This is a genomic window from Brasilonema bromeliae SPC951 (assembly GCF_012912135.1).
Lineage (GTDB): Bacteria > Cyanobacteriota > Cyanobacteriia > Cyanobacteriales > Nostocaceae > Brasilonema > Brasilonema bromeliae.
The window spans coordinates 1-18,213 of the sequence record NZ_QMEB01000023.1; the positions used below are offsets into that span (position 1 = coordinate 1).

Annotated in this window: 15 protein-coding genes; 7 read left to right on the forward strand and 8 right to left on the reverse strand. The window is 42.2% G+C overall.

Annotated elements, in window-relative coordinates; genetic code table 11:
- The first annotated feature begins 238 nt into the window (after positions 1–238).
- The 3 genes from DP116_RS04910 to DP116_RS04920 all read left to right on the forward strand — a co-directional run bounded on the left by DP116_RS04910 (position 239) and on the right by DP116_RS04920 (position 2,973).
- Positions 239–826 carry a Uma2 family endonuclease gene (locus DP116_RS04910; protein ID WP_169154111.1) on the forward strand — a complete coding sequence of 196 codons (588 nt, stop codon included), beginning with the start codon at positions 239–241 and terminating at the stop codon, positions 824–826.
- Between the two features lie 206 nt (positions 827–1,032).
- On the forward strand, positions 1,033–1,896 hold the full coding sequence (locus DP116_RS04915; protein WP_211173080.1) for a GNAT family N-acetyltransferase: 864 nt from the start codon (positions 1,033–1,035) through the stop codon (positions 1,894–1,896).
- 456 nt (positions 1,897–2,352) lie between these two features.
- Positions 2,353–2,973 carry a TMEM165/GDT1 family protein gene (locus tag DP116_RS04920; protein WP_169154113.1) on the forward strand — a complete coding sequence of 207 codons (621 nt, stop codon included), beginning with the start codon at positions 2,353–2,355 and terminating at the stop codon, positions 2,971–2,973.
- 64 nt (positions 2,974–3,037) lie between these two features.
- Here DP116_RS04920 and DP116_RS04925 read toward each other — a convergent pair whose 3' ends face one another.
- Complete coding sequence (locus tag DP116_RS04925; RefSeq protein ID WP_169154114.1) at positions 3,038–3,898, reverse strand: tetratricopeptide repeat protein; 861 nt, start codon at positions 3,896–3,898, stop codon at positions 3,038–3,040.
- Between the two features lie 400 nt (positions 3,899–4,298).
- Here DP116_RS04925 and patR point away from each other — a divergent pair, with 400 nt between their 5' ends.
- Positions 4,299–5,303, forward strand: coding sequence for a heterocyst master regulator PatR (gene patR / locus DP116_RS04930; protein WP_169154115.1), 1,005 nt, complete (start codon positions 4,299–4,301; stop codon positions 5,301–5,303).
- Positions 5,304–5,462: 159 nt separating this feature from the next.
- Here patR and DP116_RS04935 read toward each other — a convergent pair whose 3' ends face one another.
- Positions 5,463–6,632 (reverse strand): homocysteine biosynthesis protein, encoded by a 1,170-nt coding sequence (locus tag DP116_RS04935; RefSeq protein WP_169154116.1) that lies wholly within the window; start codon positions 6,630–6,632, stop codon positions 5,463–5,465.
- A gap of 537 nt (positions 6,633–7,169) precedes the next feature.
- Here DP116_RS04935 and DP116_RS04940 point away from each other — a divergent pair.
- From DP116_RS04940 to DP116_RS04950, 3 genes are all read left to right on the forward strand, one after another.
- Positions 7,170–9,698: a mannose-1-phosphate guanyltransferase gene (locus DP116_RS04940; protein WP_169154117.1), complete on the forward strand. Its 2,529-nt coding sequence runs from the start codon at positions 7,170–7,172 to the stop codon at positions 9,696–9,698.
- 311 nt (positions 9,699–10,009) lie between these two features.
- Positions 10,010–10,570 (forward strand): Uma2 family endonuclease, encoded by a 561-nt coding sequence (locus tag DP116_RS04945; protein WP_169154118.1) that lies wholly within the window; start codon positions 10,010–10,012, stop codon positions 10,568–10,570.
- 141 nt (positions 10,571–10,711) lie between these two features.
- A protein-coding gene (locus DP116_RS04950; RefSeq protein WP_169154119.1) for an IS630 family transposase occupies positions 10,712–11,582 on the forward strand; the annotation gives its coding sequence in 2 pieces (ribosomal slippage) (positions 10,712–11,017 and positions 11,019–11,582; 870 coding nt in all).
- Positions 11,583–11,655: 73 nt separating this feature from the next.
- On the opposite strand, the gene DP116_RS04955 is transcribed toward DP116_RS04950, so the two are convergent.
- From DP116_RS04955 to DP116_RS04980, 6 genes are all read right to left on the reverse strand, one after another.
- Entirely contained in the window at positions 11,656–14,079 is a 2,424-nt protein-coding gene (locus tag DP116_RS04955; protein ID WP_169154120.1) for a CVNH domain-containing protein, read from the reverse strand.
- Positions 14,040–15,053 (reverse strand): AAA family ATPase, encoded by a 1,014-nt coding sequence (locus tag DP116_RS04960; protein WP_169154121.1) that lies wholly within the window; start codon positions 15,051–15,053, stop codon positions 14,040–14,042. Before DP116_RS04960 ends, DP116_RS04955 begins: the two co-directional genes overlap by 40 nt.
- 88 nt (positions 15,054–15,141) lie before the next feature.
- Positions 15,142–15,549 carry a hypothetical protein gene (locus DP116_RS04965; RefSeq protein WP_169154122.1) on the reverse strand — a complete coding sequence of 136 codons (408 nt, stop codon included), beginning with the start codon at positions 15,547–15,549 and terminating at the stop codon, positions 15,142–15,144.
- Between the two features lie 72 nt (positions 15,550–15,621).
- Positions 15,622–16,245 (reverse strand): hypothetical protein, encoded by a 624-nt coding sequence (locus tag DP116_RS04970; protein ID WP_169154123.1) that lies wholly within the window; start codon positions 16,243–16,245, stop codon positions 15,622–15,624.
- 7 nt (positions 16,246–16,252) lie between these two features.
- Positions 16,253–16,609, reverse strand: coding sequence for a CHAT domain-containing protein (locus DP116_RS04975; RefSeq protein ID WP_169154142.1), 357 nt, complete (start codon positions 16,607–16,609; stop codon positions 16,253–16,255).
- 683 nt (positions 16,610–17,292) lie between these two features.
- On the reverse strand, positions 17,293–18,213 hold a 921-nt coding region (locus DP116_RS04980; RefSeq protein WP_169154143.1), incomplete at its 5' end, for an ABC transporter ATP-binding protein.

Below are 18,213 nucleotides of genomic sequence, written 5' to 3' on the forward strand. Positions count from 1 at the left end.
AGTATGGTGCAAGATCTGAGAAAGGCTAAAGTGTCAAGGCTCAAGGATGAAAAATTTTCATCCTTGCTTGTTTCTATTTGTATTTCTTTTGGCGAAATGAAGTAACTAAGCTTTTCGCTTAACTTGATAAATCGAGAAAATAAAAACTTACAGTAGGGAATTATCTAATATTTCTTGCAAGCAACGCTCGCTAAGATAGTTTCAATATTCATTGAGAAATGCGTTAAAGATATAAACTATGCAGACAAAAGAAGCCCCTTTCCCTCTTCGGCTTTGGACAGTGAAGGAATATCATAAAATGGCAGAGTTGGGAATTTTTCACCCAGAAGAACGAGTGGAATTAATCGCAGGACAGATTGTTAAGATGAGTGCAAAAGGAACTATCCATACTACTACTGTCAGGCGTATTGCTAATGTTCTGCGTGAGAAATTACAAGGTCAGGTAGATATTCATACTCAAGATCCAGTCCAGTTAAATGATTTTTCAGAACCAGAACCTGATATTGCTGTGGTAAAAGTCGATCCACTCGATTACGTTGACCACCATCCTACAGCCTCAGAAGTATATTTGATTATTGAGGTAGCAGACAGTAGCTTTAAATATGATTGCGAGACTAAAGGTAAAGCCTACGCGAAATCAGGAATTCTAGATTATTGGGTACTAGATGTTAATAACCGTAAACTCCATGTTTTTCGAGAACCAACTCAAGAGAAATATCACAGTGAAGTGATTTTTTCACAAGAGGCAATTATTTCACCTTTGAATTTTCCTAACTTGATGATTACAGTTAGCGATATATTGCCACCAGTGATAAATAAGCCGTGACAACAATAGTAAGTGGGTCAAATTAAATATAAAACCTCACGCTGCCTCCGGCTTCCATCTGGTGCGAGTTCCCAGAGCGATTGAGGGTGAGGTCTGATCTTACAGCAGATTCCTAGACTACTCATGACAAGATATAGCTTAACAGCCCATCTGCTGACGTGAGTAAATCCGATCACTGCACAATAATATGGAAGTACAAAGATGTTATGACCACAATAACAACAATGACAATAGACAATTTTACCGTTCGACCAATGAAGAGGTCAGAATTAGATTTGGTAATTGATTGGGCAGCAATTGAAGGCTGGAATCCAGGAATTTATGATGCTGAATGTTTTTACCAAGCTGATCAATGCGGTTTTTTCGTGGGGGAGTTGAACAATGAACTTGTGGCAAGTATTTCCGCTGTTGCTTACTCTAAGCACTTTGCCGTTATTGGCTTTTATATTGTCAAACCGCAGTTTCGTGGGCGAGGTTTTGGCATGAAAATGTGGAGGGCAGCAATGGCATATCTTGGTACTGAGCGTAACATTAGCTTAGATGGAGTGATTGCTCAACAGAAGAACTACCAGAAATCAGGTTTTCAAATCACCTACCGTCATATTCGTTATGAGACTGTAGGCGGCGGTCTAGCCCCGGACGGCATTGTAGAACTCAAAACTGTGCCTTTTGATAAATTAGTTGCTTATGATCAAGAGCTTTTTCCGGCTGAGCGCAAGCAGTTCCTACAACTTTGGATAAACCAACCAAACAGTTCTGCCTTAGGGGTTGTTAGAGATGGGCATGTTGTTGGTTATGGAGTCATCCGTCAAAGCTACACAGGTTTCCGGATTGGACCGTTGAATGCTGATGATGAACAAATTGCCGAGCAACTCTTACTCGCCTTGCTTGCTTTTGCTTCTGATGCTCCAGTGTTTCTTGATGTACCAGATGCTAATCCAGAAGCGATTAAGCTGGCTCAACGTTACGGGATGAAGCCAGTCTTTGAAGTCGCTCGGATGTACAATAAAGAAATTCCTAACTTGCCTATAAATCGTGTATTTGCTGTGACAAGCTTAGAAGTTGGTTAGGTAACTCTCATTCGCCAATCAGTCATCCCTTCTAACGGTTGGTAACAGATTGTAATAACTCTGTGATGCGCCACGAAAACCCTGACACATATGCGATAGCAATTTTGTCAGGCTAACTTTCCCAAACCTTAACCTTGTCCATAAGCTCTACTTCTTGTGACACTTGTTATGGTACTCCCAAACCATATTTATTGAATAACTGGTCTATTACTTTACTATAACTTCGGATAGATGTATAATTACTCAAAAGAAGGGGAGTAGCTGCTGGCAATCATATTAGCCAGTACACCTGAGTCAACATACTGGCAATCTGCCTGGTTCAGGTGACGAGTAAGTCATTAGCTTCTTGGAAGTGAGACCTTCACTAAGTTCACATGCAAAAGTGTGAGCTTGGTGGAGTCTCACTACTCGCATCAAGCTCACACAAGAAAAAAATTCTTGAAGGAGCTTGAGAAAGTGTTAACAGCTTTTACTGCAGGTTTGTTGCTAATTACGGTTTCAGAACTAGGAGATAAAACATTTTTTATCGCTGTAATTTTAGCGATGCATCACCCACGGCGATTGGTTTTTGCAGGTGTGGTAGCGGCTTTAGCTGCAATGACAATACTTTCTGTTGTCGTAGGACAAGCAGTTTCTGTACTTCCAAAAGTTTACATTCATTTTGCGGAGATAGCTTTATTTATTGGCTTTGGCTTTAAACTACTTTACGATGCAAGTCGAATGCCTGTCTCCAGTTGTGATACAGAAGTTGTAGAAGAAGCAAAAGCTGCAGTGAAGGAGGCAGATATGCAACTGCCGAAAAAGAAAAATGCTTTAGCAATTTTAACAGAAGCCTTTGTACTGACATTTATGGCAGAGTGGGGCGATCGCACCCAAATTGCCACAATTGCCCTCGCCGCAGGAAATAACGCCATTGGGGTGACAACAGGTGCTATTTTGGGACACGCCATTTGTGCTGCTATTGCAGTTATTGGTGGCAGAATGTTGGCAGGGCGAATTTCTGAGCGGAAGCTCACCTTTATCGGTGGATTTTTGTTTCTTGTATTTGGTGTCGTCGCCGCCATTGAAGGAGCGTGAGATAAGTAGAGGAGTGCGGAAGTGTGGTAAGATTTCCCTCCCTCCGTTCTTTCCTCCGTCATCCTCACTGCTTAGGCGTTGATGTCGGCGTACTAGCGGGACTAGAAGATTCGCTAGCCTGCTTATTAATTTCGTCTTTATACTGGCTTGGTGCTAAAGCCGCAGCTTGGGTAAACAAAGTTTTTGCCTCCTCAACTTTGCCCTGTTCTTTCAGGAGCATCGCCTTTGCTAAAACGGGACGAAAATCCTGTTTATCATTGCTTATTGCTTGGTCATAAGCACTTAGAGCTTGAGTATAGTTTTTTTGAGACGCATGTACTTTACCTAAGAGTACTTGTACGGCGACTGTATCCACACTTCCAGGCTGACTTTTATTTGCTTTGCTTGCAGTATTGAGAGTATTTTGTAGCAAACTAATAGCTGCTTCCGGGCGTTTTTCAGACAGATGGAGGGTTACCAGACCTTGTAAAGCCTCAAGATTACCAGGTTTCTTTTCTAAAGCAGAACGATAAGCTGTAGCCGCTCCTTCCTTGTCTCCACTTTGCTGCTTGGCTTGAGCCAGTAGCACTGCATATCTTGTTTCTTCTGGATTGAGCTGAGTTAATTTTTCCAAAGGTTCAATTACGCTTTTGACATCACCCGCGCCCAAGCTGAGTAATTGTAGTCGAGTTTCAAGCAAGCCTCGCAGCGCCGTTTGATTTTCCGGTTCTCGCTGCAAAACTTGTGCATAACCCTGTGCAGCATTTTCCAGTTTCGATTTTAGATCAGAGGAAGGTGAAACACTTCTGGCGTTTGTGGATTTCTCAGTGGAACTTTGCGTTTCATCAAATGCCCCAATGAGTGGCACCACCGAAACTCCGACAAAAGCAAAAAGTATCAGCACCAACACTACATTAATTATCCAGTGTTTGCGAGTTTGAGACACAAAACCATCCTTAAATTCTAATGAGATTATCGTTGACCCTTCGGCTGCGCTCAGGGTCAACAGAAAAAATGAAAGTTAAAAATTTTAAAATTTTTACGGAAACCCGCGAATTGTTTGTGAATTTTATAACAAAAAGCAATATACGCATTTCATGCAACTGTTGATTTTAGGAGGAACCGTCTGAAATTGTAGCTATGATACGCTTCCGAAACTAACATAAAAACGCTAAATTACAGATTTAGGGTGTGTATGTAAAGTTTTGCGTCTTTAGTATTGCACAGAGCGTTAAGACGTGGCTGTCTTGAAAGGAAATATACTTACAAGCGCCGCACAAACGCTCTTTTCAGCTGCCTTTCTAAAATCCCACAATGGGATGTGTCTCCGCCGCAAGGAGTTTTTTATGAATTCCGACCTGATGCCGTCACCTGAATCGTCCAATTCAACTGCTTCTAAAGAAGCTTTAGAGAGCAAAGACACAGCTGCTATGAATATCAATGCAGCAACTCCTGCTTTTCAAGAAAAAAATTCACCTGTTATCTCTAGTGAGACTGCTAATGATCAGAACTTAGAAAACCGGCAACAGCCGATTCCAGATCCCAGCGAACCAATGCAGTACCGGGCTATTGGCTTAGTGCGAGGTCGCTACGTTGCCGCCAATAGCGAACAATTTACTCAAGGTTCAATAGTCACTACAGATGGTACACAACTTGAAGCCGTCCTTCTGGGTCGGATTATGAGTTTAGTCAAAAATCATTTGGATTTGGAAAAAGAACATCTGTGGGTTGTTTATCCGCGTACTCGGCAAGAAAACGACAAATTACATATACAAATTGTCGGAGTTTGGGAGCCGGAAAACTTGGCTAAACATCAAATAGCCAATGACGAGCAAGATTCGGCTTCACAAAAAGATTTGCCAATACCGGGCACTAATGGTTCATCAAGCGCCCTCATCCCCTCATCAGAAGTTCCAGATGGTGATTTTTCTGTTCGTGGCGAGGTTGTTTACCAGTCTTATGAAGCTGAACACTTAGTCATCAAAATTAGGCAAGCTGCGCGCAAACAAGATGACAAACCAAAGTATTTCAAGTTGAAAATTAAAGGTAAGCTTGAAGCCAGAGCAGTCGGTAAGTTTTGGGATTTACAAGTCAAGCGCGAAACTGACTCATTAGTAGTAGAAAGCGCTGAGGCGATCGCTGATTTGCCCAAAAAGCGCAGACCACCACAAACCAGACATGGCGGCGGAGGTCGTCGTCCTAGTGGAAAAAAACCATTTCCTCCAAGACCACGCAACGGCGAAATTCCACGCCCAGTAAAGAAAACAGGCGACACAGGTGCGGCGTCAATACCAATATCCTCAAAACCCATACCTAAGCCCGTTAAGCGTCTGAAGCCACCGGAACAGTAAGAGGACAAGGGGGAAGGGAGTGAGGCAGTGATATCATGTCCGGATGAACACTTATAAAACGAAGAACCTCACCCCGCCCTCCACCGCACCCCTCTCCTTAATCACCCCTCTCCTTAATAAGGAGAGGGGATGGGGGTGAGGTTTTGTCCTCTTGTCCTCTTAAAATTCCGTCCACCTGTCTTGCGGAAGAAAAGACCGCTGCATCTCAATTGGTGCAACAGGCTCTGTTAAAGTAAAATCACCACGTAAAATCGATTGTTTCAACTCCACGGCAACTTGCCTAGAGAGAAATAAACTAGCAAGGGGTGCAACGCGCACTGTTCTGCCTTCTATGGTGATTCGTCCAGATTTGAGTTGGGCGTAACTGACTAAACCAAAGGTAGGACGAACACGCCGGGGAATGGAAAAGTCTACTATTGGGGCTACCAAGTCTTTATCTTCAACTGCACATCTTGCAACGACTTCTTCGTTCAACACAGGGAGTGGTACACCCACTCCCAACATCAAAGAAGGACCGTAACTTTTAAAGTAACACCCACGCACCCAACGAGCATCCATTTGCTTGGCATCACCAATTAAAGCTAAAGTTGCAGCCGGTCCAATGGGTGTATGATTGGGCAATCGTTTTTGTAAAGGAAAGTGCTGAGTGCCTTCCCAAGCAACATAACCAATACCGCCTCCTAGAAAAATTCGTGTGCCAATCCCTACGAGTTGTAGATCTGGGTCGTTGAGTAGGGGGGAGATGGCACCAGGGTTAGAATAGACGGCATTGCCTAAACGCGGTTGTAGAGGACCGAGGTATGTGTGGAGTGGGCGATCGCCCCCATTCACGCCTACTATAAAATTTTGATAAAGATTGCGTGGATTGAATAAATAAAACTGATTAATTGTTTCACGGGTAATTGTGGTTTCAAAACTGCCTCTAGGATAGCAATCAGTCACTTGTCCTTGTGCTCGAATGTGTACAGCTTTACCAGCTATCAAATCTTCAATGACATGACCGCCACCCCGTTCCCGAACTTCTTCGCCGTCCATGACTTCCACGGCGCAACTCGCACCCAAGTATAAATCTACGGCTCCAAAACCAGAGTATGCCGGAACACCATCAAACCAGCAACGGCGAATTTTTATCGGTGGATCAGTATGTCCTAGGTTAACAATGGCACCACTAGACTCCATTGGCTCAAAAGTGCCAGTAGTAATGACATCAACTTCCTTAGCAACTTTGGTAACACCTACTTCTGCAACTCTTGCCTTTAATTCCTCAATAGTTAACACCACCGCCAGTTTCTGGCTAATTTTGTCATTAATCTCCGCAATTGTTCGCATATTGATAGTAGCTAATTAACAGAGTTATAACAGGATTGCTGCTTTATGAGTATAGTACGAGCTTCTTGGGATGAGAAAACAAGGGAAGTCAAAAATAAAAAGTAAAAAACTCTTTCGACTCTTAGAGGTATACCTATGGCTTTAGCGTATCCCGAGGGCGGGACGCTTTGCGACGAGCGCGTCTCCAAAGGAGATACACCAGTTGATGCCAGATACGACACTGTCGGGCATTGCTAAAGTTAAGGGGCGCACGGAAACCCGACTGCTCCTTTGTGAGGACTCAACGCACTGGCTGCTGTAGCCTGACCGAACCCGAGTCGAGCAGTGGTTTACTTTTGTTGTTTGACTTTCCATCCGTTTTCCTTCTTGATTTTGTACAGATAAACAGGCTAGTGTGTCGAGTAGATATTCCTAGTCGTGATCAGATGCATCTTGCGAAAGTTCCCTAAACACTAAAATCCATAGGAGACTAAAGAAAACAAAGTTAGTCTTATGGGTATTAAGGCAGCAAGTGGTGCAAATAGATAAGGAGGATTTATGCGTGCAGTACTGATGGCAGGTGGTTCAGGAACGCGGCTGCGTCCGCTAACTTGTGATCTGCCCAAACCAATGGTCCCTATCCTGAATCGACCCATTGCCGAACATATCATCAATCTTCTCAAACGGCATCAAATAACAGAAGTGGTTGCCACACTCCATTATTTACCTGATGTCATGCGAGATTACTTCCAAGATGGCAGTGACTTTGGCGTACAAATGACCTATGCCGTAGAAGAAGATCAGCCTTTAGGTACTGCCGGCTGCGTGAAAAATATTGCCGAACTTCTTGACGAGACGTTTTTAGTCATTAGCGGCGATAGTATAACAGATTTCGATCTGACAGCAGCGATTGAATTTCATAAACAAAAGAAGTCAAAAGCGACTTTAGTTTTAACCCGTGTCCCCAACCCGATAGAGTTTGGGGTGGTGATTACTGATGAAGAAAGTCGGATTCGTAGATTTTTAGAAAAACCGTCTACGAGTGAAATTTTCTCCGACACTGTTAACACTGGTACATACATTCTGGAACCAGAAGTTTTGGAATATCTGCCAGCAAACCAAGAATCTGACTTTTCTAAAGATTTGTTCCCGTTGCTATTGGCAAAGAATGAGCCAATGTATGGTTACATTGCCCAAGGTTATTGGTTTGATGTCGGTCACTTAGATGCTTATCGTGAAGCGCAGTACGATGGGTTATATCACAAAGTCAAACTTGACTTTGCCTATAACGAAGTTTCCCCTGGCTTGTGGGTAGGTCAAAACACTTATATTGACCCAGCAGCGCAGATTGAAACTCCAGTAGTCATTGGTGATAATTGCCGCATTGGAGCAAGAGTACAGATTGAAGCCGGAACCGTCATTGGGGATAATGTCACCATTGGCTCTGATGCCAATCTCAAGCGTCCGATTATTTGGAATGGAGCGATCCTTGGCGACGAGGCAGAACTCAGTGCTTGTGTTATTTGCCGTGGTGCGCGTGTAGACCGCCGTGCCCATGTCTTAGAAGGTGCTGTGGTTGGTTCGCTTTCGACTGTGGGAGAAGAAGCCCAAATTAGCCCATTTGTGCGGGTGTGGCCCAGTAAAAAGATTGAGTCTGGGGCAATTTTAAATATTAATTTGATTTGGGGTAACACTGCCCAACGTAATTTATTTGGGCAACGAGGCGTCCAAGGACTAGCCAATATTGACATCACCCCAGAATTTGCGGTGAAATTGGGAGCAGCATACGGTTCAACTTTGAAACCAGGTTCTCGGGTAACAGTTTCTCGTGACCAACGCAATGTCTCTCGCATGGTTACTCGCTCATTAATTGCTGGTTTGATGTCAGTAGGTATCGATATTCAGAACCTAGATGCCACAGCTATTCCAATAACTCGCACAGTGATACCCACTATGCCAGTCAGTGGTGGAATTCATGTGCGGGTGCATCCAGACCGCCCCGACTATATCCTAATTGAGTTTATAGATGCCAAGGGAATCAATATCACCAAATCCTTGGAAAAGAAAATCGAAGGGGCTTACTTCAAGGAAGATATGCGCCGGGCGCAAATTCATGAAATTGGTGATGTTGCTTACCCCAGTCAGGTGATGGATCGATACTGCACCGCTTTTGAGAAGCTGTTACATATTGATAGTATTCGCAACAGTCGGGCAAAAGTCGTTATTGATTACGTTTATTCAGTATCTGGAGCTGTGTTACCCCAAATGCTAGATAAGTTTGGGGCTGATGCAGTGGTGTTGAATGCGAGTCTCAATAAAACTGCGATGTCAGCAGCTGAGCGCGAAGCACTTTTGACTCAGCTTGGTCATGTGGTGGAGGCGTTGAAAGCGAACTTTGGTGTTCAAGTTTCCGCGAATGGAGAACAACTCATTTTGGTTGATGAATCTGGCATTTCTATTCGTGGAGAAATGTTAACAGCACTGATGATAGACATGATGTTAACTGCTCACCCCAGAGGAACAGTGGTGGTACCAGTTCATGCTTCTAGTGCAGTGGAACAAATTGCTCGTCGCCATGATGGTAAGGTCATTCGCACAAAAGCAAATCCCACAGCATTAATGGAGGCTTGTCAGAAAAATTCCAATGTGGTGTTGGGTGGTAATGGCGACACTGGCTTTATTGTGCCGCAATTGCATCCAGGATTTGATGCTATGTTCCCCACTGCTAAACTGATTGAGATGCTGACGATACAGGAGCGCTCTCTCGCCTCTGTACGGGCAGAATTGCCGCGTGTGGTTCACAAAGCATATACAGTACGTTGCCCTTGGACTGTCAAAGGAGCGCTGATGCGCCACTTAGTGGAAACTCACCCAGCTCAAAATCTGGAGTTAATTGATGGAGTGAAAATTTGTCAACCGTATGATGACAGTTGGGTATTAGTATTGCCGGATGCTAGTGAACCAGTAGTGCATTTGTACGCTAACAGCAATGATCGCGATTGGGTAGACGAATCATTAAGACAATACCGTGCTCGCGTGCAGGCGTTTGTTGAAAGAGAAGAAGAACAAGCTGTTGCTGAGGTGTAATTAGCGACTACAAATGACTAATGGCTCCTAGCCATTAGTCATTTCTCTTGCTCTACTTACCTTGTAGAGTTTTATCTTCTGATTCTTTTACTCATATTACGCGGAAAGTGACAGAAGATGGGTATTTCTGCCGTTCTGTGCTAAACAGTACAACTACGAACTATAACGCTACGAACTTGTGAATGTTGTACTTAATGAACTATTTCTGGCGTATCTGTCATTAGCCTTTTTGTATCCCAATTAATGGTAAAATCAGATGACAGCTGACTGAAAAAATGTAACTAAAGTCGAATAAAAAATGGGTGACGGAAATGACAATTACAGTTCCAGCAACCACTACACTGAAGGAGTTTTTGGAACTTCCATACGTTGATGAGTCACCAGCTTGGGAGTTTATGAATGGAGAAGCGATTCAGAAACCGATGGGAGGAGGTAAACACAGCCTGTTGCAGAAAAGTTTAATTGCAGTGATTGATGCAGCAGGAAGTCAGTACGAAAGCTTTCCAGAATTACGCTGTACTTTCGGTAATCGTTCAGTAGTTCCTGATGTCGTGGTTGTCGCCATTCATCAACTACCGCTGGATGATAGCGGTGAGATCATTAGCAGTGGTATTGACTTTCCTCCACCTTGGGTGATTGAAATCCTTTCCCCTGCTCAAAGTCAGACCAAGGTAACAGGCAACATCCTGCACTGTCTGAAAAATGGTACTCAGCTAGGATGGTTGATAGATCCGAGCGAACGCTCTATCCTAGTTTACCATCTTGATCGGCTGCCGGATTTGTTGACTGGAGCAGATGTTTTACCCGTGTTAGAAAATATAAACCTGACACTATCCGTTGACGAAGTCTTTAGTTGGTTGAAGCGCAGATAAAGTTTTCAGGCGATCGCCATTGGTGTCTCAGGGGTAATGAAAAAATTAATAATTAGGTCTATTGAGAAAAAGCGATATATTTTAAGTATAGCAGTCGAAGCATAGTTTAGGACATAATAGAAATAAATGACTTGAAAAAAAATGCCAGCTTCTTATAGTTACGATTTAAGAACTAAAGTGATTAATGCGATTGATGGCGAAATGAGAAAAACTCAAGCAAGTCGCATCTTTGAAATTAGTCGCAATACAATAGAGACCTGGTTAAATAAGAGAAAAGAAACCGGAGATTATCAGCCCAAAGTAGGATATCAACAAGGGTATAACCCGAAAATTGCTGATTTAGAAGAATTTCAGCGATTCGCTCAGATAAATGGCAGTAAAACTCAAGCAGAAATGGCAGAAGCTTGGTCAGAAAAGATTAGCGATCGCACTATAGGAAAAGCCTTAAAAAAAATTGGTTATACCCGAAAAAAAAACTTACGGTTATCGAGAAAGGGATGAAGAGAAAAGGCGGGAATTTCGAGCAAAAATTAGTCAAAAAAAATCATCGCAGCTAGTTTACGTTGATGAATCGGGAATAGATAATAGAGAAGACTATGGTTATGGATGGAATCCCAAAGGAAAAAGATTTCACGATTTAAAATCAGGAAAAAGAAACATCAGAGTTAGCATTATCAGTGCTTTGTGTCAAGGTAAATTAGTGGCTCCACTAACTTTTGAAGGTTCTTGTAATCGGTTAGTTTTTGAAAAATGGCTCGAAGAAAAACTTTTAAGAGAACTCAAATCAGGACAGACAATTATTTTAGATAATGCCACTTTCCACAAATCTCAGAAAAATCGTGAATTAATTGAATCAGTTGGGTGTGAAATTGAGTATTTGCCACCCTATTCTCCTGATTTGAATGATATCGAACATTATTGGTTTCCCATTAAAAATCGAGTCAGAAAGTCACAAGGGGCTATCGAAGATTTTCGGGAGAGAGTTGATACAGCTATTCGTTTAACGTCCTAACCTATACTTCGATTGCTATAAGCTTAATCAGCGATATGAGAATGAAATTGAAAACATTATGTCATCCCTGTGATTAATTCGGGTCTTGAAGATATTTTAACATCCCATTTTCATTAAAAATTCCTTTTAATTCCAGGGAAGAAAGAACCTTTTCTCTATTCCTTTTCTCGCAATCAGCAAATAGTCTACTGCCTTCAACTTTCATGTTATAGCAAGTTTTCTGAAAAGTACTCTCCTCTGATATCGCATTTATTCTCAGTTGTCCATTATCGTTTTCGATTTGCTTCAAATGGATTGAGGTTGAGTTCGGTTCACTACCAAATTTTCGACAAGTGGCTTGCAGCTTAACATAGCTTTTGTCATCGGGAATTAGAATATTAAAGTTACTGCATGTTTCCGAAAATTTAGTAGGCTTTGAATTCATATGGGATGTAAAAAAACTTATTAAGACTCCTGTGACTATTATTCCAAATACTTGAATTGCAGTCAATCCAAAAAAATTTCTTTTATGGTCACAAATTATTTTCAACAGTGATTTATGTTTGGATACATTTAATAGACGACTGAAAGTATCTGACACCTCAATAGCGAGTTTGGGCTGTCCTGTCATAACGCTTAAAAACAAGTAGTCTCGTAATGGACTACCTTTGATCACTCTTATAGACAAGAGGTGAAGTACCGCATCAGCAAGTTTAGGCAGAAAACTGTGATGCTTTTTTGCGACTTCTAATTGCAGTCTACCAACAGATCCTTGAACAGCAGTGATCAGTAAATCTTGGAGTGCAGTGCGGATTGCATGTTTCTGTTGGTGTGTAAAAGTTGCAATCAAAACAGAGCGCAACCAATCTGGCATGTTACCATAGCGAAACCAGGGTAAGCGAGCCAGATTAGTCGGTGAACACACCTCTAAAAGACAATGCCCTTCTGCTGTTTTGAGAACATTACCCAGATAGATTGTAATGTTCCAATGCAACTCTGGAAAAACAGCGCAAGCACTCAGCCAGTAAAAACCGTCTTTGCCGAGATATTCTTGCAATGAGTTTAACATTGCATTGATCTGCTCAGGTTTGGGTGGATTGCGCTCAAGCCAGTAATGAGGTCGAACACGCAACGGTTCTGGTAGAGAAATTTGGTCTTTTTCAGAGAGAACGTAAGTTGCAGATCCCTGATGTAGAACTTGGCTAAGCACCCGCACCCCTTTAGGTGTTGCAGGTAAAATAATAAACTGCCGTGCGAGTTCTAACTCCTGATATCCCCAATTTTCTACAGGTTTTGGCGTGAGAATAGCCCGACTACCCCAGGTTGTCATTTGACTTACCCAAGGTTCTGGCTCACCAGTTTGAGTACTAAATAGCTTCTCTGTATCTGAGACGATAACAAGGCGATGTTGAGTATATTTTGCTATTATTTCGTGGAGTTTTTGTGGAGAGCTTGTACCATCATAGGACAAGCAAATTCGCGGATCATCATCGAAGAAATAGCTTGTGATAAAAACTCCATTGTGTTGAAGGCGATCAACCATCTCTTCCATAAATTTAGCCTGATGATCTCGATAACTGACGCGATTAATAAGAAAGAGATACTCCGGAAGAACTTGGCGAGTACCGTATACTGGTGTCAGCCATCCTCCTTGGCGAAGAGTGGCGTCAATAGTTGTATCAACATCAAGTTCATGAGATGGGATACGGATTCGTTGCCTTAAACTTTGAGCAGCGTGTATAAACATAATTGTAGGGAATAAGTTTTGCTCAAAGTCACGAATGGAAATCTTATGTAGCTCAGGCTGTTCCGTAGTTCCATGACGTTGTAGGAACAGGTTCGCACGCCATAACCACCATAACCGCCAGACTAGAAAAGCAATACAAAGAGTAAGCAAAAAACAAAACAGTGATATCTGCCAATCCAGTGGAAAGTCCGAATTAGGTTTTGTTGCAGAAAATGTCGTTGCAGAAGGTTGTGTTGCAGAAGATTTTGTTGCAGAAGATTGTGTTCCAGAAGATTGTGTTGCAGAAGATTGTGTTCCAGAAGATTGTGTTCCAGAAGATTGTGTTACCTGAGCGCTATCATCTTTTATAGACTGCTCGAAGAGAATGGGTAGAAAAATGCCTGTTAGAACAATTGCAATAAGTGTCTGAATCAACTGACGGAAGCCCCGTCGGACTTTTCCTAATTCTTTTGACAGTGCTTGGGCTTTTACATCTGCTCTCTCGGTTGCACGAGGAGTATGGCTAACAAACTCAATCCACCGGTCAAAGCGTTCCTGAAAATCTTCCTGCTCAGCAGGTGAACTACAAAAGATTGGCCCAAGCAGAGTTTTGAGACGCTCTGGTCTATTCAAAGTTTCACCCTGAGCAGTTAGTGCTAAGATTAAATCCTGAGCTGCAATATACTGAGAAATACCAATTTTGTACCCTGCATCTCTGAGATCATCAATAAAGTCGGTTAGAACATTGGGATTCAACCAATCTGGATTATTTTTTTGTGTTCCAGCATCCATTGTTCTACAAGTTTTTTGGCTTTTTCTTGATCTTCAGCAGTTTTGACTAAACTACTGAGGGTGGGGAGAATCACATCTAATTTAGTTAAGGGATTAGCTGTATTACCAGCAAGGGTTTGTAGAGCCAAGAGCCAACCTAATAACTCAGCTGTTGCAGGTTTTTTCCTTAAACCACTTTGAGGAGCACGTAATCGATAAAACAAGTTAAGGGCATCTTGTAAAAATGGATTGCTGCTACCAGTATGAAGTCCTAAACGGTTGGCAATAATTTCTGCAAGCCGCTCATGCTTTGGGAAGGGAATATCGTAATAAATGCAACGCCGTAGAAAGGCATCTGGCAAATCTTTTTCAGTATTGCTGGTAATAATTAAAATGGGTTGCAGTGCTGGGTCAGCTTCAATTATTTTATTTCCAAACTCTGGAATACGAAAATACATATGTTCCAGTTCATTGAGCAGATCATTTGGGAAGTCACGAGGAGCTTTATCAATTTCATCAATTAAAATAACAGAACGTGCTTTGCCAGAATGTGGAAAATTTGATGGTAAAATTTGCTCAACTTCAGCCGGATTTCGGGTTCGTAAAATCGCCAGCCCCAGAGCCTGGTAGGTGATATAATCCGAAAAGCTGGCTGAGACAGTACCACTTTGGGCATCTTGAAAACGTTTCAAAGCATCATAGGTATAGAACAGATCCCGAGCGGCACTAGTAGACTTAGTTTCAAACTTCAATGGTGGGTCGAAACCAAGTTCCCAGGCAACACTGTAAGCAAATTGAGTCTTTCCAGTTCCCGGTTCTCCCGTAAGGAGAAGCGGCTGCCCTAATAGGAGGGCTACATTACAAGCATCTTTAAGTCCTTGATCGGCAGTGTAATATTCTGGCTTGAGCAGTTGAGAACGGGCAGAGACAGACAGTTTTGCTGGCGATTCATACCGCTTTCGAGTTCCATCACCTATATAAAATGGAAAGTTCATAAAAAGAGTTTATAATCTATTGCAGTACAAATTTTTACTAAGGTGTGTCAACATTTTGATTTTTGACAATCATTAATCATGAGTGTAATTAGTGACGGCTAAGTGACTTTAGTAGGCGAGTTAACTCATCAGCTAAATCATCCATAGGAATTTTATCGGATGACGTTTCTTTTTCCCAACGATAAAACATATCTTTAACTTCATCAACCAGTTTTTGAATCATTACCTCACCCACAAACTGTTTTGTTTCTTCACTGCGTACCCAGTTTTCAACATGCGTTCTGTTAATATTTGTTAATTCTGACAAGACAGTAAACGATAAACGATTGAAATGCTTAAATTTTGATGTATTAAGTACTTTTATTTCTGTATAAATCTTATTATTTATACTTTGATAGCGACGCCGCTTGCAAAAGCTTATCAAATACCAGAAAATCCGTCCAAATGAAAATCTTTCAGTGTGTTTTTGTCGTTTGGTTTGGTATTTGATAAACACACAGATTATGAGTTTTTGTCCTGGAATAAGAGCAGGCCAATTCTGCCAAAATTCCAGCAGCTTATTTAAGATTTAAAATCTTTGCTGCCGCCAATCCTCAGTGAGTAAATGAGTATGAATGATAATTGGATTTGGGTATTTGCAGAAGGTTGCATTAATTTCTTCTAAAGAGGCAAAACTATAGCCCAGAACACTATCTGCCAGATTTTTGGACAACCGATCTCTCAGTTCGTCTAAATTTTTTAATCCAGCAGGCCAGTCCAGGCAGTACTTCTTAATTACCGTCTGGTTTGGATCTAATCCTAACAATCTGGGGACAGAGAACTTTTGCAAACGCTCTAAAAATTTATCATGGCTTTGGAATTCATTGCCATGAATAATGCAAACCAGAGGTAATGGTAGAACTTGCTTTAGCAACAGTTGAAGTGCTTTAGCTAGCTCAAATTCCTGATCACTACGGTTTGCTAAATATGGCAGGAGAGAGGGAAGCTCCCGTTCAGACTGATACAGTGTTGGTTGTACATTGTCCCGCCCACTATTTTGAAAGATGACATTTCCAGCAACAAAGAAACCTCCCTTACGAACTTCCTGAACACAGAAGGCTTGGCTGCCATACATTTGACCAATAGCCTGTCCTTGATTTCGCTCAACATCTTGCTGAACTTGGGTATTGTTGTTCCCCTGAACAGCTTGCATTCCGCCACTAATTGTAGAATTTTTGTGTTTGAACTTCGCTATAGCAGGCGTTAAGTAGGACACACTCAACTGTTCCACGAAACAACTCAAACAAACTTGCGATCGCTTCGCCGCTTACCAGTTGCGTTATCCCAGAATTCTCTTCAAATGCTAAACCCTCTTTTCCCGCTCCATGTCCGGAAAAATGAACGATATGAGGCTGGTGGTCTAACATTGCACGGCGTAAATCTTCTACTCGTACTGCCCATTCAGTAGCAATTTCAAACTGATCTCGACGTTTAGCTAGTTTCAGCGCTTCCTGAATTTTCCGCGCCTCTTCCCCTAAGCGCAAAGGGTTTGTGTTCTTGGGATTTGCTGAGAACATTAAGATCTTTTTCACGGTTTTTATGAATCTGGGAAATTTGCTAACGTTCAAGCCTTAATACAAACTGAGCATACTATTTTTCGGAATTTCGGTCTGTTTCTCCTCAAAAACCAATTACTGAAACAGCTTTCTTCCGTTGTTTTGGGATCACTTCCAAATACCGCTGCAAAGTCCCCAAGTCGTTGTGAGCGCTGATTTCTTGGATGTGCCGCAAGGGAACGCCAGCATAGAACTTACAACTGCTGCAACTCCTGACTCAGAAGAAAATAGAACCTAATCCTTGACAAAATTTTGATTATGTGATATGTATAGTAGGCATAAATCACCTCGAATAAAGTCGGGGTTATTACCTTGTTCGGACATAAGCCTTCCTTCTACTTCTTATTTAGGTGTAAGTGAAATCAACTTATGCACACTGCGGAAGATAAACGTGGATTGTAGATAGAATCAAGCATTTTGCTGTCGCAGTACAATTGTTTTGCAGATACAGACAATGTTTCCACACGAGCGCGCACGTTATGCACGGGTCTAGTCTTTTTGTACAGTGCGTAAGTTCTAGAAAAAATCAATTTTCATGTGTTCTGGTGAGGCAGTGCGTTGGGGAGGACAGTAAGGCGTGCGCTCTGCGCACACCCGAAGGGCACTGGCTCCCCTTACCCCCTTACACCCCTAATTCTTGACGGCTAATTTGGAAATATTGCCAATTCCGTTTCCGGGTCAAAAAAGTGTAGTTTTTCTGGCGTCAAAGATAACCACAGTTCTTCCCCACAAGACACAAAACGCTCTGGAGGAACTCGCACTTGCACGTCCTTTATCCCAAAGGCAGATTTTTGAAAACCTGGTTGGAGAAGTTTTGTGGAAAGATATATATCATTTCCCAGATTTTCTACTAATTCCACTTGCACCTGCAGATTTTTATTTGCAGGTACGCTCAAAATTAAATGTTCTGGACGAATTCCTAAAATAAGGTTTTGATTGTCGTATTTTTGTAGAGCTTCACCGCAAACTGCTGGTAAGGTGAAGCGAAAATCACCATTGGTAATTAATTGGGGAGCATGGAACTTCACAGGGATAAAATTCATCGGTGGTGAGCCAATAAATTCTGCAACAAAGCGGTTGGCTGGACGATTATAAAGTTCCAAGGGGGATGCAACTTGTTGGAGTTGACCATGATTAAGAATAGCAATGCGATCGCCCATCGTCATAGCTTCAGTTTGATCATGAGTGACATAAATTGTCGTGACGCCCAACTGACGCTGTAGTTTGACAATTTGGGCGCGGGTTTCGGCGCGGAGTTTTGCATCCAAGTTAGAAAGCGGTTCATCCATCAAAAACACTTGGGGATTACGTGCGATCGCTCTTCCCAAAGCAACCCTTTGCCTTTGTCCACCAGACAGTTGCTTGGGTAAACGATTTAACAGGGGTTCAATTTGCAACAGTTGAGCAACAGTACGCACCTGCTCATGCACAGCCCGTTCTCTATCAGAAATATATCTCAGTCCCTTGGGAAGCGTCTTTGTCATTCCTACCAACAAATTTTCTGCCCAGTTGGAAATTCTTGTTCCCTCTGCTCCCCCTGCTTCCCCTGCTTCCCCCTTCGGGTT